This is a genomic window from Desulfatibacillum aliphaticivorans DSM 15576 (assembly GCF_000429905.1).
Classification (GTDB): Bacteria; Desulfobacterota; Desulfobacteria; order Desulfobacterales; family Desulfatibacillaceae; genus Desulfatibacillum; species Desulfatibacillum aliphaticivorans.
In genome coordinates this window covers 26579-46358 of the sequence record NZ_AUCT01000010.1, presented here as the reverse complement: position 1 = coordinate 46358, position 19780 = coordinate 26579, and the positions used below count along the sequence as shown (strand labels likewise).

Genomic DNA, 19780 nt, shown 5'->3' with positions numbered 1-19780 from the left:
GGCCCATATTTCCACTAATCAAGGAGGAAGGCATGTTAGTAATACGGAAAGTTCTTTTGGCAATCCTGCTCATGGGAGTGGTGTTTTCGCCTGTTTGCCATGCAGTCACCACGGAAGAATCCATTCACCAAGCCGTGACAACTATCAAGGGGATAACAGACGCTACTGGGGATGCAGTTAGTGGGTTAGACGGAGTTGCCAAGGCTATGGTTGAATTCAAAACTGAAATTGACAAGATAATTAATGAATGGGAAGAGGCAGAATCCCGCTACAACGGCCAGGTTCCTGAAGATTTGAGTAAAAATCTCACATTAAAAATTAGACTTGCGGTGGTGAAGTTGAACTCCCCTTTGGCAAAGAATGCCTCATCCACCACTGAAAATGTCAATAGCTTGAAAGAAATGGTAATTAGAGGGGTGGATGAGATTGAAGCCATTTCCGAGCGGGGAATGAACGCCGAAATCCCACAGAGGCGTCGTGAACTGGTTCGCGGCAAGGAAGCCTTAGAAAAAGAAATTAAACGGCTTATTAACGAACAAAAAGGATGTAGGAATGATTCCTGCAAGGCGAGGCTACAAAATACGATAGATAGAAAGTTTGATAGAATTGAAAATATTATTGTCAGCTATGAAAGTATGAAAGTGGAGAACGAGTTTCTTGAACAATTCAACAAGGTAATGAAGGATAATGCCTTGTTGATGAAAAATAGTTTTCTCCCTGCCGCTGATAAGTTCCATAGTCATTTTATTCGCTTATTTCGTAAGTTTTCTCAGGTGAATACAGGGGCTTTCAGCGATGATATGATTATAGCCTCAAAGTCTTTCCGTGAAGGCATAATAGCTTTTAGGAATCTCAGTTTAGCTATGGATAAAACAGGAGCCGCAATGGATAATGTGAACAAGCTAATGAGAGACGAAGGCTTGGAATCTTTACGTATACTAGATGAAAAGTACAAAAACAATCCAAGCGGAATGCCCAACATCAATGTTGGAGAAAGCAACGATGAAAGATTGGCCCGCTACAAAGGGTTAACTTTGGATTAGAGGGCTTTTTGGCAATAACAATGGCATCTTAGATGAGTAATCTTGTAAGGGAGATAATTATGCGCCATTATAGAATAGTTTTTTGTGTGTTATTGGTTTTAGCAGTGGCTTTTCAAGTGGGGGAATCTTCTGCAGGATCCTATGAGGAAAGCAATAAGGAACTTAAACGTGAGATTGACGAAGAATCAAGCAAAATCAGCAACAAAGAAATTATTAGCCTTCTTGTGCAGGATTCCATCTTTAATGATTGCAAAGAAGCCGTTTATCATGCCAATAAGTCCATTGTTTACAAGGATTATGAAGCAACGCTTAGAAAGCAACTTGCGGTTGAGAAAATGCTGGTAAAGCGCAAATATGAAAAAGAACTGGTCGCCAATGAAATGACTGCTGAGGAAGCTCAACTGTTGTTGACGTCTGACCAGCAAATCGTAGAGGATGAATTTGAAGAACTGAGCAACTCAACTGCCGGCAAATGGGAGGACAGGATAGGGCGCGTGGATTTGTTAATCGACAGAATCAGAGAAAACATCAAGTATCCGCCATCGTTTAAAGTGGACTCTTTTACAGGCAGTACTTCGTTTGTCAAGGAAAAGTTAGACTTTTTAAGCAGTGATGCAGTGAAACTCTACAGAAAGAATGAAAAAATGGGCTTAGTACCTGATGAAATGGTTTCCAGAATTGATCAGGTTTTTGCTTGGCTCAGTTATGCGCCCACTCAAGTGGATAAAACAATCATTGACCCCGAAATAGTAAACAGACTTTAAGTTTCAAAAACAGAACCAAGAGTTTTATTTTCAGAAAGCTCGCCTTAAATCGGTGCCTTTAATACGAGAGTGAATATCCCTTTGGGGTTGGGATTCAAACTCAACGCATTGTCCTTAAAGTGCATATTGATTTTTTGAGAGCGCTCTTAGTCCAACAGACAATGAAAGTAGAAAGTGATGACGCCGTCTGAACTATACAAAAGCCTTGATCTGGTTTTCGTATTGCTTTTTGTATGCTTGGCAATAGCAATCTTATATAAAATAATCAAGGTGTGGGGCGAATTGAGAGCCAGAGAAGACATGACATGGATCGATGACTTATTGCCCATTGAGCCAGGCGTAAACTATCATCAATCATGGGTGGATTCTTGCGTTGACCAGGTGTGGTTGGAATATGAGACTGAAATATCAAGCCAGGTCGCCAGCATTGGCGGCGTAGTCAATTCAGCCATTCTTTTGGGTTTTTTTGGGACGATCTATGGAACCATTTTTGCGTTTCAGGAGATGACTAAGGCGTTGAGCACTCAGAATGTGGTAGCGACGCAAGCTATTTCGCAGGCTTTTGAGGGGGGGTTGAACACGGCTCTATTGACGTCACTATTAAGCTCAGCTATAGGCGCCGTTATTATCTTTTTTCTTGCTGTAAGGACACAACCAAGGCTCAAAGCATTTGAAAAAAAAATTAATCATAGAATCTCTTCCCTATTAAAATGCCTTATGGAAGCGGATGCAAACCCAGATCCCGCTTTTGAGGAGAAAAATAATGGGTAGGCGATTCGGCTGCAGGCGGGAAGATCCTTTTTTGGCGCTGCAGGATCCCGGCAAGGACCTGTTCGCCTATTTATTCATGGTTATGCTGCTTTTTTCATTTGCCTTAATGACTATCCATCCCGGGGGCGGCGGGGTGCCGGCCATCCCTGTTGAAGCCAACGCTATACTTGATCCGAATAAGGTTGTTGATAAATCTTTAGTGGTAAAAACGGTAAAACGTAGCGGAAAGGTGGAATTATTATTTCACGGTGATCATTTTTGGCTGAATGATTCAGATCTCTCCGGGCTGCGAAAAGCCCTTAATGATGCGGACAGCGTAAAAGAGGAGGATGTTACCGCTTTTGTGCTCATTACTGACGAATCCATATCAGGAGTGGACGCCGTGGATTTGACTGGGAGATTAAACAGATGCGGAGTATCTGTTCAATTTGTGGAAAGTAAGTGAGAAACAGGATATGAAATGAGTAAAATTAAAACTCGACTTATCTTACATTTCGGAAATAGTGTGGGCTGGCTCATTATTCTGGCAATAATATTTTCCGGAATGGCTGCGGCGTCAGAGGGATTGAAACTTTTAAAGGAGGCCAGCAAACATCTTGAGGTCTGGGAGATGATTTATAAAAGAGATTACTCCATCAAGAACGAAACCGGCCCCATTGAAAACGTCACCAAAGAATACAAGGAAATAATATCCAAAGCAGTAGTGCCATACAAAAAAGAAGTTTGGCAAGCTGCCCGTACCTTTAAAGTCCCCCCTTCTATCATCGCCGGGTTGATATATCAGGAATCCTCAGGTAGGCCTGAGGCCGTTCCCATTGGCAAAAATGGAAAACCATTGTCTTCCGCCAAGGGTCTGACTCAAATTATAGATTCCACTTTTACGGAGATCCAATGTGAGTTAGAAGAAAGGGGCATAGATATTGGGGATAACCGAAACAACCCGGAAACGGCTATAATGGCAGGAGCCTACTATCTAAGCAAGCAATTTGATTTGTCAGTTAAGGACTACCCAAAACAACATTTTGATAAATCAGTAAATGAAGACTGGTGCATGGCCCTGCAATATTACTACAGAGGGAGGGAGGGCGTTAAGGGCCAGAAGGTCGTGCGTAAAATATACTATACAGATGGGTCTACAACCATTGATCCGGACGTTTATTGCCAACGCATCCTACGGCATGCAACCATTTTAAAAAAGGACTACGGCTTTTCTGCATAGGAATGACCAAAATGAGACTTATCACATCACTGTTAATTTCAGCATTTATGATCATTGCGGTTCAATCGACTAATGCCAATGACCCGCTGCAAAAGGCCTCCTCTATGAAAGGCGCCGAAACGGAACCCATCCTGAATCATGGCGGGTTTGACATGGACCCAGACAGTGTAATTTCCCAGATAGGAAAAGAAATCGCGGAGGAATTAAGGGGGGAATTAGACAAGCAAAATTCGGATTTAGATCTTCTCGAGGTAAAGCTGACTGGAAAATTCGATGAAAAGGAATTAGTTGAAAAGACAACCACCTACCACGGCGAAACCGCCAAACATTGGGAAGGAAAAGTGGAATACGATTTTTCCGGGCAAATTGTCTTCGACAAAGGAGTCGTTTTGAACATTCCGATCCATACCGGAATCGTGGGGCCTGAAGCCAACACCTATCCTAATAATATCTCTGATGCATTGCGTTCAAGAGTTAAAAGCAACGTTAAAATTATTATAGGAAAAGACATGCTTGAGGTCATCAAGAAAAATGGCACGCCCAATTTAGACATTACCCCCCAATTAAGGGACATGATTAAAGCTCTTAACAGCATTTCCAGTTTTAAGATTTTTGAGAATGACGAGGAGCGTTTGGAGTTTTACCAGAATTATCAATTATAATACCTATGAACAGTAATTTTGGGTAGTGTCTGTTTTGTTTATATTTGGAAGAAGCGACTTCTGCTGAGTGTAACAAGTACTCAACTGTTACAGCTGATCTTTCGCGTTAATAGTATAGTTGGCATGCAGGGAGGGAGGACATGCAATTCAAAAAAAGTCATAAGGTAAAAGAATGCTTGGCTACCATGATGTGCGCAGTATTTATGATGGCTTTATGCCTATTTGTTTCAGGCTGTGCCTCCCTTTCCGGGGATTCCAGCATCTCTTCAAAAGAAAGGCAATGCAGGAAGGACGATCAAGAACAAATTCAGGAATGCGCCCAGGAAATATATGATGTTTGTAAGGCAGAGAATATCCTGCCGGTTTTATTGCTTATTGCTAACCCTGATTATCCTAGCATTCCTTATGGAAAGACGACAACGTTAATGAATGGCCTCAGAAAGCAATTGGAAAGCGGAATGATTGAGGCGCAAAAGACAACTGATGGTGCCGAAGGTGTGCTTCCATATGTTTTTGGGAACACCGATATTGTCTATTATGTTCAACCCCCTCCAGGAATTAAACCTCAACTTCCTTGCAGAACTGCGCCCAGATCCATTGGATATATCCATGTCGGTGAAAGCGATGAGGATGTTAAACTGACAGTGGTGATAAGGAATGCAGAGGGAGCTTTTGATACTGCAGCATGTGTAATCGAGAAAATTCTCAAGGCTGAAAAATATCGAAACGTCGATAAGTTTTACGCAAAAGATGGCGGAAGGAAGTTAGGCGATTACCAATTTATTTCAGGCTACCCTGACTCTCCAGCAGCCGATGCTGCATCTTTGGGAAGAATAATGGGCGTTGCATTATTGTGTAGGTATAACGCTGTAAATCCAGAGCGGCCGTTGGTTTTGGATATGATTATAGATGAATCATTGCCTGAAAACATTAAATCTAAGTTACCTGATCACATTGAGAACGCGATCAATCTCTTTGGTATGGGAACCAAAGTTTCAGTTATTCCCAGAGTGGAAACATGGAAAATTTTTAACGAATTGTATAATGGTGAAGCCGTTTTTGCGCCGGCAACAGCCACTCACGCAATGTTGGTGAAAAGAGGCGATATTATAAGAAGTAATAGTGAGTTAGAGGCCTTGGGATTAATAGTAAACTTTCATTCGGTGGAACGAGTAAACGGTAAAGTTATCTTGGGTAAAAGAGATGAGTTTGACTGTTTGTCCCAAATTTATTGGGTAGATAATAAACAGTCAAAGCCAGCAATTAACATTGTTTCAAAAAGATTTTTAGATGACAAAATTTCTTTGGAAGTGGAGTCCAGCCATGAGGGGTACGTTTTACTAGAAGTTGATTATGGAAATGAACCTGATTACCCCTATCCGCTAATACGCCACAACGATTCCTATATTGATAAGTTCCAGAAAAAAACCCTGACCATTGATTGGGGAAAAGCGGGCGTAAAGCCGCCATCTGATATGTTCTTCAAAGTCTATCTTTTGGAGCATAGGTTTCAGGTTTCATGCCTCAATGGTGACAACGAGTGTGTTAATTTTATCACCAGGGAAATTAGTAACGGTGGTCTAAGTGTTTTGGCCGTTTCAAAACCTATAAATTTTAGGTAGTTGGGGGTTTAAAATGAGAAAAATAGCTGCCATATTTGCTATAATCTTTATGGCAATGGCTTTGACTTCAACGGTTCACGCCGGAAATAGATATGCCATGCTTTTCGGCGCGCCTAAAGTTTTTGATAAAGAAGCGAAAAACGCTGCTGGAATTGATAATCTGGACCATGCCCATAGCGTCCTCCAGGGCATGTACGATGTGATAAACAAGTATTTTGATCAAACCATTATTTATTATGGAGACTCCGCTCCACGTCAGGAGTTTAGCATTAATTGCCCAGATGAAAAGTTCTATGGATCCAAATTTTTAGAGGATGATACTATCCAGAGATTGATTGACGAGAAAATTACTATTTTGGGGGAAGGGGATTTTCTTTTTATTTATACCCATTCCCACGCGATAAAAAATGCAATGCTTACAAGTAATGTTAAGGTGCTTCCAAACGGTGAGTTTGTTGATCTTTTAAATATTGATGAGTTGAACCTCCATATTGATAAGACTATCCGCGATAGAGGAGCACAGTCTTTATTGATTGCACATGGGTGTTATGGCGTAGGGGAGATGGGGGCCGGAAATGAAGAGGGCTACATTAAATATAATAAAGGCAGTCATTTAGGGCTTTATACAACAGCCAACGGCCAGGCTAAGGAAGAGCGTTTTTGGGATGCAGCAAGAGGTATTATCGTACCTTACAAGCCCAACCTTTTGAATTTGCATTATTTTGTCGCGAGGGTTAAGGAGCGATTCCCTTCCCCGAATATGTTTGAAGGCGTAAACAATCTACCAAGTGATTTTCCATTCATAGACAAATCTCCTTTTGTTTTTATTAGGTCGACGGACGCGTTAATTGATTCCGGCTTGGAGGCCACGGTCTCTCTGTATTCAGATAAGAACGGAAATCAATGCATCGGCCATGTGCATATGGGAAATGTAGTCAATGGAGAAACAGTAAAATCTGGAAAAGTAGAGCTTATTAATGATTACGTTAGAAATGGCAGAAACCTTCATGTGGGCATTAAATACGGGAATGGGATAGAAGGCGATATTGAAGCAAAAATAAAGCCCCTCGTTTGCGCTGCTCAAGGAAAAACAACTCTTGTGGTAGACCTTCCTGAGGTTGCTAAACCAAAGCACTTTTCAGTCACCAAGCCAAAATATATTTTGCAAGATGTCGAGATTAAGGTGGTATACAATGGCGGGACATATGACTTAGACGCAGAAATTCCATATGTGGAAGAGGTAAAATCTATTGAGGTCAAACCCGTCGCTTGGACTGACGATGTCGCCCGTGCAATGCGAGAATATACAGTTACACAAAAGTACTCTGCGGTTAAGAAAAACATAGGAGTCATCAAAAATGGAGAACGAATCAATCTTGAGCCGAATGATCTTAAAATTGAATCAAATTCAATACGACCGAATTTTGAGGGAGAAACCATAAATTATGCGCAAAAAGCGGCTGGTCTTTTAGGGTTCAAAATTTGTTCAGTTGCATACAGCAACGAAACTAAAAAAGAGAAAGGAATAGTGCTGGACAGCAAATTCAATAAAGACAAGTGTTTAACCCTGATTGTTAATCAAGAGGTAAAAAGACCTCGAAGTTTTACTGTGACGAATAAAGAAGGAATATTTCCCGATGTTGAAATTGGAATTAAATATAACAATACTCTTTTTTCTTTAGGAGATCAAATAGATTGCATTGCCGGTATGAATGAAATTGAAGTGATTCCAGTTAGATGGGAGCCTTCGATTGCCAAGTTTCTGACAGAAACTGATGTAACAAGCAAATACAGGAACAAGATGAGAAATATTTCCAATTTTGAGAACTACCTTGAAATTGTATTGAGCGATAACGATTTGGTGGTTCAAAACCATCCACTTCCTCATTTGATTGGCGTTGAATCCGACCTGGCAAAAAAGGTTTTGGAAATGATGGGTTTTCACGCAGAACCTTTTGAACATAAAACGGATTTATCTAAGAAAGAGGGAGTGGTGCTGGCACTCGAACGAACACAGGACTTATCAGTCACGCTGACAGTTAATGAAAATAATGGTGGATCCTTGCGGTGCGTAGAAGCTGGAAATCCATATATTTACTATTTAACCGATTTATTTTCTGGCGAGTTTGAAAGATTGGAGGGAAATGATGAAGTATTTTCAGGTTACACTACCAATACAGTAAGTATCAGTCCTATGCAAGGCAATGTTATTATAAGTTGTTTTAGCCCGTTATTGCAGTCGCCATATATGTACATTCTGATGGGCCCTGAAGATGAAATGAAGTCGGGACCGTTTTACTTTCAAACATGCTGCAAAACCAACGGGCAATTTGTTGGTACTCCAATCAAATTGAATTCTGCGCCGACCATTGGAGGGCGAGATGAGACCCTTGATTATTTTGCAGTCCAGATAAGTCCTATCGAGGTTCTAACTTTTTCCCATAGGGAGATGGAGTGGAAGCTAATTAGTTTTGACGGCAGGCAAGGAGATTTGGTTGCGTTAACCATAGAGTTTACAGACACTTCCTATTTAGCCTGTTTGTTCTCAGCAAAGGGTTCCGCTCGCCTTTTGGAAAAGGTTTTGAATACCGATGCGCCTCCAAAAGAAATCCATAAACTTCATTTATTGAAACCCGAGCATTGGCAAACGAGTAAGGATGAGAGCGCAAGTGATGGTGGGGTAAATCTCATAAAATTTGGGAACTCATTGTGCTGTCTATCTAAAGGGGCGGGTATCGCCTATTTGCCCAATAACAGTGGCTGCAAGGAAGAAATTTTATATCATTCGAAAGGTTCCAGTGATGCCGTTCTGTCTTCAGACACGTTTTTCAATTCAAAAGGGTTAGCCATGGGATTCCTGCGATTGCAACGTGTTAGTAATGGAGCTAAGACCTACCGATATATAGCAACTGTAACGCGTTTTGACGTAGAGGGGCGTATTTCTTCGATTCCAGGAGAAATTGACTTGACCAACTATTTTGATGAGGCTGTGGCAGTGGCTCCAGAAAATGTCAAGATTTATATTAAAGCCTTGGACAAAGATTTCCGTAATTTATCATCTATCTTGATTGTAAACCATGAAGTCACAGAACAAAAGGGCAGGGTTCAGGTACAAAATCTAAAGTTCCTTTATAACAACAGAACGAAATCTTGGATTGTTACTAAGACCGACGGATACAAAGACGAGATTTTTGATAAACGAATTCCCATCAAAGATGTTCGACTTCTTACTTATAATAGTGAAAAAGAAAAGGTTTTGTATTGGGAAAAATCGAACAATTCAAACTCTGTGGAATTTGTGAGAGGTTTTTAGCATGAGGATATGTTCCAACGCAATGTCTAAATGGGGGCTATTCGTCTTCTTCATGGCAGCAGTCTTCGCTGGCAATGCCATAGGAGTTGAGGTTGAGTACAAGACTGGGTGTTACGTATCAAAAAAGAACGTTCCACCTTCTTGGCTGTCAGAAGGCGGCCGTTTAAAATTCCCTTTTGTTGCTGACGACTACTTGATGTTTATCGATTTGGCGTCAGATGGAGGAAGGCTTTTTGCGTATGACTTAGACCATGTCATGGGGCCTGACAAATCAGGTTTTTGCGCCCTCGAGCCTGCTATGGTTCACCCTGAGATTAAAATCAATCAAGAGAAGGTAAGTTTTTTGGATCAAGTCCCTTCTCCGGGTAGGCTTGTTTCTTTTTCTCGGGGACCCATATTTTGGGAGGATGTTGACAATAATTTTATATTTAAAAGTATTCCAGATAATCGTCCGATTTCTTTGCCTATAATGAATTCAGATGAAAGACCAGTTACATTGATGAAATCGAAAAACAAGGTTACTTTTATTAGTCATGATTACTTGTATGATCAAAAAGGGAAAAAACAAACAATTGACAACTCAGAAGGTCTTTTTGATTTTGACATGCATCCTGATGGGAAAAAGTATGCTGTTTCATACCATGATTTAAACAACTTTCCCCGCGTTTGTATTCACGAAAAAGGAAGCCAGAGGGTTCTGAAAAGTGAAAATCCGATATTTTACCCGAGATTTTCACAATCTGGGGAGTATTTGGCGGTTGCCTATGTGGACAAAAACAATATCTGGGGATTATACATTTATGATATCGTGAATCTTAAAGAACCCGTGCAAACTGTTGCACGCGTAAATGTCTATGACTGCAGGGCTGATAATTACTTTCTATACCCCAATTCATTTGCTTGGCTTGGAGATGAATTATATTTTACTAAGATGGGCGACAGTTTGAAGGTGTTTCGGATAAAATGTGGCCCTAAATGCAGTGAAGACGAGCTTGGATTTCCCAATAGCTTTAGTGTTTGCAATGCTTACAAAAAAATTCGAAACCGTTTGGACGATATTGAGGGAAGAAATGACCAGGAAATATTAGAGAAACGGGCGGAATGGATTAGCGATCATTTTTTATACCAGCAAGTTTGGGCGAAAAGCGATGGGGAGACATTAATAACGCTTAATCATGTTTCTTGGGTGTATCCATTTTCTTATAAGGGGGAGAATTTTCTGGCAGTTCAAGCGTCGGTCAAGCAGAAGTTGCAAGGTAGGCCAAGCAGTTCCTCTACTAATATACTGATTTTTAAAATTTTGGAGGAAACATTATGAAGCGGGGAGCGTGGTTTATAGCAGTTGCAACTACGACGTTTACTCTACTGCTTGTCGCAATAGTCATTCACTTTCAGAATGTTGAGAAAGGTCTTAATTTAAAGGAAAGTCCTTCAGTTACAAATACTGTCTCTGATGGAAAACACGGAGCGAATAATGCTGAATCTTACATTTCTAAAAAAGCATATCCTGTAGACGATGTTAAACTATTAGATGTTCCACAGGAAATAACTGATTTGTTTGTTAAAAAAACTATTTATGAATTGTTAGTCCGGTGTCATGCCGAAGTTCTTGAAGCCTATCTCAATGAAAAGACTGAGATCGTGGAGCATAGTTCTCACAACTTGAAGGCAATAAGTATCAAAGATAAAGAGAAGATTGAATTGTACGTGGCCAATGCTCGGGCAATAATCGATAGCACTTCTGAAGGCGACTATTTAGAGCCATATGACAACCCCGAAATTAATTTCCATTTGGAGGATCCACGCCGATTAGAACCAGCGATTGCCGAACTTCAAAATCTTGTTGATGAAAAATACTGCTCTGAACTTGCAATATTGGATGCTAATGCAACAGGAAGGGAAGCCGAAATTCACAATTTTCTGGTTTACTTCATTACAAACGTCCTGAATGTTTGTGATAAGAGTGTTGAATGGCCCCTAACAGAAGTTACGAATCCTTACTTAAGGGAATTCTATAATCAATTTTCCTCGGAGGATTCTTTTGGGGGAATTAACTTATACTTGGCGAACCCGCGGAATCGACCATTCGAGATAAAAAAATCTGAATTTTTCACCTGTTACTATATGGAATATGCCCGGCTTGCTGCTTTTAGAAATCCTGGGTTGGTGCTACAGGAGTTTTTTTACCCGCGGGATGACTTAAAAAAAAGATATCCTGAGTTGCAGCAATTAGAAGATATTTTATGGAGAAGTAAACTGGTATTGCATAATTGAGGGATTTATACAATATAAGGAGCTTGGGAGACAACTTATGATAAGATCTTGTTGGAGGTCAACGGCGATAAATGTAATGGTTACTTTGACTATATTGCTGATAGGGGGAGATTTCGCTCTGGGTATAGAACCAAATGACTCTGTAGAGTTAAGTATATCAACCATACAATACACATCAGATTGGAATCCACTTCAATACGCAAGTTACCCATCTTTTGTGTTAAATCAATTCACTACGGAAACTTTGTATGCAAGAAGTTGTTTGGATGACCCGGAGTCCGAAAACGCATTTTTACGTAGTGCTATTTGCCAAGCCAAAGGGAAGGCAAACGAACCACGAAATGGGTCAAATTTTCTCACTTTAGACCTGAACAATGATGAATGTCCAAATTGCGCGAGCACAGCACTATCCATAAATGACGTTGCGTATACAGTTGAACAAATCAAACAAGTTCCCAAAAATCCTTACCATGCACTTCGCTTCAGAGTTGATGGGAATAGATTGTATGCAGATTATACAAAAAGCGCCCAATCGTGGGTGTTAATGAATATTTTAGATTTTCCCATACTTCGTTGTGCTTCAAATGATTTTTATTCGCAGACGATCGTAGGGAAAGGGGGAATTGATATATATAATAAAGCTACAGGAGGGTATTACAAAATTAGCGACATCGATTCAAGAAAACTTTCTCTTTCATCCAGAGATCCTCAGAAAACAAATATTTCTAACGTCAAATTCAACTATTATGATCTCCGAAAAGAGATGACCACAACCCTTAGTGATGTCAAGAGACGACCAAATGTAATACTCTCAGTTCCCAGCACCCTACCCGTGTCACCCGATATTTACGAGTTCAAAGCTTCTCCAGACCTTGATAGTTTTACCTATATCGGCTTCAATTATGATAGCGAAAAGTTTGAGGATCTTTTTTTGTCTTTAGAGTTTAGAGCGATATTCACACATTCTGTCTGGAATCTTTCACCGATTAAACGGAAAATGCGCGGTATCAAGATTGACGATAATCTAGGGCAAGAAGAATCAAGTGATGAAGTTGAAAACCTTACCCCAGGGGTGTTCCTTTACGAAAGTTTTGATCAGAAGAACGGAATGAACGCACCTTCTTTTCATGAAACGAGAAAGGAAGCCCAAAAATTTGCAAAGAAACATGGGGATGTTAAAAACCTCAAAATAAAAATATATTATTCCCCAGAGATTGACTATGCTTTCGAAAAAAACGATTTTGAAAAAATGACCGAGGAACTAAATCAAATATGGGAAGGGATTGTCAATTTCTCCTTTGAACCACCAGTGACAGGAAGAAGGGGCTACAACTCCATCATTGAAGAAAAAGAATTTGATATGAATTTCGATATATTTTTTTACGGACGTTCTAGGCATAAATACATGTTGTTTGTAAAAGACGGAAGCTCCCTTAATATTTTGGGAGTTCCCAATGATGTTGTCGAGTCAGATGAAATTGATGCATGCATAGCCGGTGGCACTGACGGGGTTTCTAAATTTGGGATTATTGTTGGAGAAACCTTTCCCGTAGCAGTTGTTGGCAGGTTTAAACGCAGAGACCTGTTCGACGTAAATTTAAAAAGGGAATGCGAATGTAATGATGAAAGAAAAGTAATGCCATTTTACAATATTAGGTCATGGAGGTTGAAGAATTGAAAAATAACGCGCCAGATCAACATGTTCTGAGCATCTTGCCGCATATACTTGCAGCTTTGAAATATTGCAAGTGGAAGGTGGCGGCAACAGGCATAATGGCGATATCTTTAGTAACTGTAACGGTGATTAGTAAAACTGCAGATATTTATATGGTTTGGGATGCTTTTAAAGCTGCTTTTCGGACGTTACAGGATGTTTTTTGGGCTTTTGTAATATTTTGGATAGTCGCATTTCTTATTGGTATATTTGCCTCAATTGGAATAAAAAAAGTACATGTCCGGATTTCATTGATGTTCGGAATTGCGAGCTTTTTTTGTCTTTTATATTTCAGTTCAAAACCAATTGTATGTTACGTTGACCCGTTGTATTCCTGGTTTGGAGAAAGCATCTTTTGGTCAAAAACACTTTCACTTTTACTATCCAATGCACTTTTATATTTTTTTCTCTATACATTTGTTTTTGAAATAGTTACTGAGTATAAAAAATTGTATGTTGTATCGGCTCCTTATAAACTGCCTTCATATCTTGGCCCGAGAGGGGCTAAAATTCACTACTTGAAAGAGAGAGTGCTTTGGATTTTTCTGGGCAATACGTCCCCCTTGCTCTTATACTTGTTCTCTTTTACTGTGTTCACTGATTACTTATTGCAAGGGGAGACCGATGCCGCGGGAGGGGTCGTTGGCGACCTTTTGCGATTTGCTATGGAAGATGCGTCTTATGCACAGTTTTTTACATATCTTTTAAGTATGGCCCTCGTTATTATGCCATTAAAAATTTTTCTGGACACATGCCTTTATGCATGGGAGTCAAAGAGGAGTATGCTCGTTTGATCCATGAGCTGCTCCACCTGGAGGTCGTATCTCAATGATTGGTTTAGGCGATATAAAGGTTATTAGGTTTGTACTGTTATCTATTGGCATCTTGTTAGTTGTTTATTCCAGTTTTAACTATTTTAATTCTTTAGAGAACGTAACTCAAAGCGCAGTAAAATCCATATTTTTCCAAAAAACTTCTAATAGCCAGTCCTTTTTACCATACCTTAACTCCAAAAGGGAGACGCCAGGAGAGGGCGTAGAAAATTTTTTTTATGAATTCCACGGCCTGACTGTTGAAACAATGGGGCCTGCCGCAGCACGCTCAATTAGGTACAAGTATTTTAAATCTTGGGGCTTTACCTTTTGTCAAATCGGATTTGCAGCTTTGTTAATAGCAGCATTTTCTTTTGTTTTTGCCTTTATATGTGAGGAAAGCAGGCATTATAGCTTCAAGAGAATCGGATCTATTTTGGCAGATCTCTTTGACTCTGTTCCGTACATATTGTGGGCTTTATTGTTTATTGTTTTTGCCAGGGGATTGGTTCGAAAATATGGCGCTCCAAACTGGTTATATATATTAATCGTTTTTACTGGCTTCGGCCTTTTTCTGTTCAGTTTCTTATTAAGGCAAAATCGACGTCGAATTTTGGCTATTAGAAAGACGGGATTGTTTGATGCCGAAAGAATGATGGGGATTGGTAATTTTCGACTATGCTTTGATTTATTTTATCGTCAGTTTTTGTTTAGGACATTTATTCGGCATGTTTTGTACGTGGCTGTTTTTATTATGATTCTAGATTTTTCTTTTAGCATTATTGCTCCATATAATGATCCAATAAAAGAGAACTCTGTTTTTTGTACAGGAGGATACTACTATAATCAAGTTGATTACCTGAATACATTATCCAAGGCCCAGAATAGAGAGGGGAAGAATTTCCGAGATTTTCTGCTTGAGGTTAAAACTCTCGAGGATGAAAATGCCTCTAACAAGGCCGCGTTCATGTTGCGTCACCATTATGCAATCATTGATCCAGACCAAAGAAAGGAATTAAGACACTATTTGTCTCAGGCAAAGAAAAATAAAAAGGACTCAGAAAAGGCTAAACAACTGGAATCATCCTCTTATAACTTCTTACATCCGGTTGAGCATGAGACCTTATTTTATGATGGCATTGTCAACTATTACCGTAAAATGAACAGTATGGCAATATTTTTTCTTTTGCTATTAACCTTCATTTTCTTTGATTTAAGCGAGTTGCAAAGGGATGACTGAAATATTACATATTAGACTACTTGAAATGATTCCCAGAAGAAGTGGTTTCGTGCTGAGCATCACTAACGATGAAGAGCATCCGCACGATAAAAAGGGAAAGGGTTTTGTGCTTAACCAAGGCGACAAGGTTTTGATTACTGGGGGATCTGGTGAAGGCAAATCCTTTTTCCTGAAAACCTTACTGGGAATAGCTCCTGCAAGTATGGTTAATGGAGAATTTCGGCAAGGAGGTTCCGGGCCCTGGCTTCAATACAAAGATTATATTAATCAAACTAATATGTATAAATCGTGCAGGGTGGTATTTCAGGACGCTGTCAACAGTTTGCATCCCTATAGGGCAATAGAAGCGCAGTGCCCTGGTAGTGATGAAGACTATAGAGAACTATTGCTGAATAAACAATATATTGCCACAAGAATGCCAAAAGACTGTAGTGGGGGGGAGTGCCAACGGGTATCTCTCATGTTTGCCAAGCGCAACCACGAGAAATCAAAGCGAAGAATTTTAATTCTTGACGAGCCATTAACCGATATTGACCGTATATCATTCAGGGCTACCGTGACGGCCATTGAACATTTTTTTGACGATCCTGAGTGGACGGTGATTTTAGTTACCCATAAATGGAAGGAATGGGAATGGTTAAAATCCAAAAAATTAAGGCATTATAAAATAGATCATGGGCGACTGGTGAAGAAGGAGGCCGTAAAAGACTATAAAGACTGCGAGATCCTTCCAAGCGGCCGTTCAAAAAACTGCCCTACCCTGGATGACGGTGACTTATTTAAACAAAATCCAGTGATATATAGATTGAAAGTCGATGGTTCTTTCTCAGTTTATAACAGCAACAAGGATTTCTGTCTTTGGGAACTGGATGACCTACAATTACGAAATGGCCAGCGTTTGGGGTTGATTGGTGAATCAGGGTCTGGCAAAACCACATTGTTAAGAATCGCCGGAAGTTTATTTAGTAAATCGGATTATAAATCAAGACTTTTGAGTGAGTTTTCTTTCAGAGACGGCTTGGAGCCAGTCATAACACAACCCATGCTGCCTCGCTGTCGTAGAATTCAAATGGTGTTTCAAGACACTACCGGCGCACTCGCCCCCAATGAAACGGTCAAGAAGAATCTGGATAGAATTCAAAGCAGAATAAAAGCTCCCAAAAATTTGTTTGATAAAAAGTTTGAGGAATTGGGTTCCGATCTCAATCTTTTCTCTGGTAGCAAAGAGCTATGTGAATTCAGGAAAAAACAGATGACGCTTCTTTCAATGGGCCAAGCTCGCCGTTTTTCCCTGTTACGAGCCCTGTTGTTTATGAATATCTATGATGCGGCCGCAGCTAAAGAGCCCAAGCTGCTTCTGTTGGATGAAATTTCCCGAGGGCTTGACCAGGAAAATGAAAACCTTTTGGTGACTGTTTTGGATAATTTTGCAATCCAATACAATACCTCTATTCTGGCGGTGAGTCATGATATAGGTTTTATAACCAGACTGTGCAACAGCTTTAGAGTTATGTTTAAAGGGTTTTTACTCCACGAAAAACTGTCAAAAAGCGAACTCATTAAATTGTCTTCTGATGAAAATGCAACTGAACAAGAGGAGCCCTCCCTGTTGAATCCTTATTATGGTAAGTTTTTACAAGGTGTGGAGCCTGATCACAATATGGAGCGGAACCTTAGTAATGGTGATGACTATAGTGGTTGTATTTATGCCAAGTACTATGTGTGCGATAATATAAATAGGCCGGGATGCATTCATGCGGCCCTTAAAGAAAAAGGAGAGGTTGGAATATGTATGTAACAATAAGGAAAACTCTTTTCATATTGTATGCCGTTGCTCTGGCCATATTCTACTCAAAGATTGCATGCGCTAACACATTAGTGTTTTTAGATAATTCGGGTTCAATTAAGACCGAATTGAGTGAAAATTATCAGGAGAACTTGCTGGCAATTATGTCGGTCATCAGTGGGCCCACTTGGTTCGCCCCTGTAGGGGATTGTGATGTAGAGAGGAATATATTCCCCATAATTAAAAGTTCAAAAAGTAAAAAAATGGAAACAATAAAAAAAGTATTTGCATTTAATGATAATTACACCAAGATTGACGGCAGTTTAAAAATGGCGGAAGATTATTTAAGAGAAAAGAACATTTTTGATGAAATTGACAAGATTTTAGTTATCAGCGACATGGAGCCTGATTATCAGGTTAATCGTAAGCCCTTTTATTTTGAAGAAAAGGAATACGACGATCTAATAAACTATCTTACCCGCTTGGAATCATGGCTCACTGAAAAGGAAGATCGAAAGATTGTATTCTATCTCCATGACTGGAACCAAAAGCCAGAAAGCTACAATTCAAATAAAGACAGCTTGTTTGATGATATACGATATAGTCGAAATCACGTTACTAAATGTAAAAAGAATCATTGGGATATCCCTGAAAATTGCAGCACCAACAGGCAACTTGTAAAAGACGGTTTGGCTCGCCTGAAAGACAAATATGGAAATAGAGTTCGGTTGGAGGTGATTCCAATTAAAGTTCCAGCGTCCGGGATATCAGGAGGTACCATTCCAAATACAGAAGGCCTCATAGACTGCCTTTGTAATAATCTTGAAGTTAAAGATAAAAAACAAGAAGTATGCATTGTTTCCACCAAAAAGGATTTTAAAGTCAAAGTAGCTTTTTCAACTCGCCTATTGGCCAACGAAGGGGTTGGGCCTAAAATCTTTAAGAAACACATTCCTGATGAAATTGAAGCTGGGCATTTAAGGCGCATCGAGGCGAAGGTGTATTATACTTTGTCCGGACTTTCGCTCGAAAATGTCCTTGATGATGCAGACTATTTTGCCCGGATAGACAGAGGCAACACACACAATCCATTTGCAAAGCCCAAGATTACCTTATACTCTAAGGCCGACCAAAGGCAGGGGGGCTCTATTACGCCAGCTATGAAAAACGTTTGCCCCCCGGAGGAGTTAACTTCGGTAGGGAGTATGATGAAATGGACGGCGGGAAAGTTGGAAGATTTACTCAAGGCGGACATTAAAGAAAACTATCCGCCCAGCATGAAGTTTAAAGAGGTCATTATACAAGATTTTATTGGGCACGATCTTGCCCAGGGGTTTGATTTTCGGGCCGCTCCAGTGGATAGTTCTTTAGGCGATATCAAAATGTTTAGGCCCACTAAAAAGAAGGGCAAGGTCAAGCTCAAGGTCTACACGGAAGGCGACTCGAAAATTGTTTATGGATGGTCCCTTGACGATGATTTTTTTGAAGGAGAGATAAAAGGGCTGAAATTGACTAATGCACAAATCAGAAGCAGGGGGGTTGAAAAAATTCGTTTACCGAAGAAGGCTTTTGTCAAAGTTCCATTCTCATTTGATGTGTCGGAATTGAAAGGCCTTGTTACGAACGATGTTTATCTAAAGATCATCAAGAAGGCTTCCAATTTAAATGAATTATATACAGCTAAGAAGCATGTTTTTTCAGATATTCCACACGAGTACTTGCTGCCGGGAGAATACCTTATAGAAGTCTATCCACAAGATGATGGAATTCTTTCATTTTTCCTGAACTCCTATTTGGTCAAAAAATTTGACCAATCTGTAGATAAGCAAGGGTTGTTACTGGAACTCGATCCCCTTGCAAACCGCAATATTTGGAATGAAAAATTCAGCCGGTTTATTGCAATGTCCAGCCTTCATGGCGAGGCTGTTAAACTTGCCCCTACATCAAGCAACTTCCTTATGGCGCTATTAACTTTTTCATCCGAAAAGTTTGCAAAAAATGAAAATATTTATGAAGTTAGAAGGCTGTGGAAAGGCTTAAAGGATGAGGTTTATTTCAACCCAGAGACTTCTCAAACCATGCTGCGTAGATCTCAGAGATCCATGAGAAATATCGGTCTCATTGAAAAAGAGTTCAGTCCTGGAACATTTAAAGATTCAGAAAATACACAAATAGTCAACGACGATATACTAAAGGGGGAAATGTTCCTGGAAATGATGTTCGGATCAATGTCTGGAGATGGTTGCACCATGAATCCTGATTACACTGCATGGATTGAGATACTTGTTGAAACCAACAGTTTTAGCCCGGAACTAAAGGCTGCGTTGCTTAATCCCGAACCAATACGCGCATCTCAAGAAACATTTTCTGACAAGACTGCGCTTATGGATGAGTCTTTAATGCAAAACTGTGAGTCGTCTGACGCTGTTCTGTAGTAAGATTGTAGGGGGTGGGCACTCTTGAAATAGGTCATTTTTGGGACCACGACTTGTTTCGATGTGCATGTCTTCGCTGCTTGCGCCTGAACTATTTGAGTTTAAAACTCTTTATATGGCAAACA

Annotated in this window: 15 protein-coding genes; all 15 read left to right on the top strand. The window is 40.0% G+C overall.

The genetic code is table 11. From position 1 onward, the window contains the following. The first annotated feature begins 32 nt into the window (after positions 1 to 32). The gene (locus tag G491_RS0111020) at positions 33 to 1043 is read left to right on the top strand and encodes a hypothetical protein (protein ID WP_028314643.1); all 1011 of its coding nucleotides are present in this window, start codon (positions 33 to 35) and stop codon (positions 1041 to 1043) included. Between the two features lie 59 nt (positions 1044 to 1102). After that, positions 1103 to 1807: a hypothetical protein gene (locus tag G491_RS0111015; RefSeq protein ID WP_028314642.1), complete on the top strand. Its 705-nt coding sequence runs from the start codon at positions 1103 to 1105 to the stop codon at positions 1805 to 1807. Between the two features lie 300 nt (positions 1808 to 2107). Beyond that, positions 2108 to 2578 (top strand): MotA/TolQ/ExbB proton channel family protein, encoded by a 471-nt coding sequence (locus tag G491_RS0111010; protein WP_169829424.1) that lies wholly within the window; start codon positions 2108 to 2110, stop codon positions 2576 to 2578. After that, positions 2571 to 3023, top strand: coding sequence for a hypothetical protein (locus tag G491_RS0111005; protein ID WP_028314640.1), 453 nt, complete (start codon positions 2571 to 2573; stop codon positions 3021 to 3023). The genes G491_RS0111010 and G491_RS0111005 overlap by 8 nt, the downstream gene beginning before the upstream one ends. 15 nt (positions 3024 to 3038) lie before the next feature. Then, positions 3039 to 3797: a transglycosylase SLT domain-containing protein gene (locus tag G491_RS0111000; RefSeq protein ID WP_028314639.1), complete on the top strand. Its 759-nt coding sequence runs from the start codon at positions 3039 to 3041 to the stop codon at positions 3795 to 3797. A gap of 11 nt (positions 3798 to 3808) precedes the next feature. Continuing rightward, positions 3809 to 4459, top strand: a complete 651-nt coding sequence (locus G491_RS0110995) for a hypothetical protein (RefSeq protein ID WP_157468205.1) — start codon at positions 3809 to 3811, stop codon at positions 4457 to 4459. Between the two features lie 140 nt (positions 4460 to 4599). Beyond that, positions 4600 to 6081 carry a hypothetical protein gene (locus tag G491_RS0110990; protein ID WP_028314637.1) on the top strand — a complete coding sequence of 494 codons (1482 nt, stop codon included), beginning with the start codon at positions 4600 to 4602 and terminating at the stop codon, positions 6079 to 6081. Between the two features lie 13 nt (positions 6082 to 6094). Next, entirely contained in the window at positions 6095 to 9394 is a 3300-nt protein-coding gene (locus tag G491_RS0110985; RefSeq protein ID WP_028314636.1) for a hypothetical protein, read from the top strand. 52 nt (positions 9395 to 9446) lie between these two features. Continuing rightward, entirely contained in the window at positions 9447 to 10712 is a 1266-nt protein-coding gene (locus G491_RS0110980) for a hypothetical protein (RefSeq protein WP_157468203.1), read from the top strand. Further along, positions 10709 to 11668, top strand: coding sequence for a hypothetical protein (locus G491_RS0110975; protein WP_028314634.1), 960 nt, complete (start codon positions 10709 to 10711; stop codon positions 11666 to 11668). Before G491_RS0110980 ends, G491_RS0110975 begins: the two co-directional genes overlap by 4 nt. Before the next feature lie 37 nt (positions 11669 to 11705). After that, entirely contained in the window at positions 11706 to 13346 is a 1641-nt protein-coding gene (locus tag G491_RS0110970) for a hypothetical protein (RefSeq protein WP_169829423.1), read from the top strand. Then, positions 13343 to 14176 carry a hypothetical protein gene (locus tag G491_RS0110965; RefSeq protein WP_028314632.1) on the top strand — a complete coding sequence of 278 codons (834 nt, stop codon included), beginning with the start codon at positions 13343 to 13345 and terminating at the stop codon, positions 14174 to 14176. The genes G491_RS0110970 and G491_RS0110965 overlap by 4 nt, the downstream gene beginning before the upstream one ends. 34 nt (positions 14177 to 14210) lie before the next feature. Then, a complete protein-coding gene (locus G491_RS0110960; protein WP_028314631.1) occupies positions 14211 to 15434 on the top strand; it encodes an ABC transporter permease in 1224 nt (407 codons plus the stop codon). After that, positions 15427 to 17232 (top strand): ATP-binding cassette domain-containing protein, encoded by a 1806-nt coding sequence (locus tag G491_RS0110955; RefSeq protein ID WP_028314630.1) that lies wholly within the window; start codon positions 15427 to 15429, stop codon positions 17230 to 17232. The genes G491_RS0110960 and G491_RS0110955 overlap by 8 nt, the downstream gene beginning before the upstream one ends. Then, positions 17223 to 19655 carry a hypothetical protein gene (locus G491_RS0110950; RefSeq protein WP_028314629.1) on the top strand — a complete coding sequence of 811 codons (2433 nt, stop codon included), beginning with the start codon at positions 17223 to 17225 and terminating at the stop codon, positions 19653 to 19655. The genes G491_RS0110955 and G491_RS0110950 overlap by 10 nt, the downstream gene beginning before the upstream one ends. The last annotated feature ends 125 nt before the right edge of the window (positions 19656 to 19780 follow it).

Bases quoted from the DNA above. Each gene is read 5' to 3' on its own strand.
- G491_RS0111000 (WP_028314639.1), top strand. From the start codon at position 3,039: ATGAGTAAAATTAAAACTCGACTTATCTTACATTTCGGAAATAGTGTG.
- G491_RS0110955 (WP_028314630.1), top strand. From the start codon at position 15,427: ATGACTGAAATATTACATATTAGACTACTTGAAATGATTCCCAGAAGA.
- G491_RS0110960 (WP_028314631.1), top strand. From the start codon at position 14,211: ATGATTGGTTTAGGCGATATAAAGGTTATTAGGTTTGTACTGTTATCT.
- G491_RS0110995 (WP_157468205.1), top strand. From the start codon at position 3,809: ATGAGACTTATCACATCACTGTTAATTTCAGCATTTATGATCATTGCG.
- G491_RS0111005 (WP_028314640.1), top strand. From the start codon at position 2,571: ATGGGTAGGCGATTCGGCTGCAGGCGGGAAGATCCTTTTTTGGCGCTG.
- G491_RS0111020 (WP_028314643.1), top strand. From the start codon at position 33: ATGTTAGTAATACGGAAAGTTCTTTTGGCAATCCTGCTCATGGGAGTG.
- G491_RS0111015 (WP_028314642.1), top strand. From the start codon at position 1,103: ATGCGCCATTATAGAATAGTTTTTTGTGTGTTATTGGTTTTAGCAGTG.
- G491_RS0110970 (WP_169829423.1), top strand. From the start codon at position 11,706: ATGATAAGATCTTGTTGGAGGTCAACGGCGATAAATGTAATGGTTACT.
- G491_RS0110975 (WP_028314634.1), top strand. From the start codon at position 10,709: ATGAAGCGGGGAGCGTGGTTTATAGCAGTTGCAACTACGACGTTTACT.
- G491_RS0110980 (WP_157468203.1), top strand. From the start codon at position 9,447: ATGGCAGCAGTCTTCGCTGGCAATGCCATAGGAGTTGAGGTTGAGTAC.
- G491_RS0110985 (WP_028314636.1), top strand. From the start codon at position 6,095: ATGAGAAAAATAGCTGCCATATTTGCTATAATCTTTATGGCAATGGCT.
- G491_RS0111010 (WP_169829424.1), top strand. From the start codon at position 2,108: ATGACATGGATCGATGACTTATTGCCCATTGAGCCAGGCGTAAACTAT.
- G491_RS0110950 (WP_028314629.1), top strand. From the start codon at position 17,223: ATGTATGTAACAATAAGGAAAACTCTTTTCATATTGTATGCCGTTGCT.
- G491_RS0110990 (WP_028314637.1), top strand. From the start codon at position 4,600: ATGCAATTCAAAAAAAGTCATAAGGTAAAAGAATGCTTGGCTACCATG.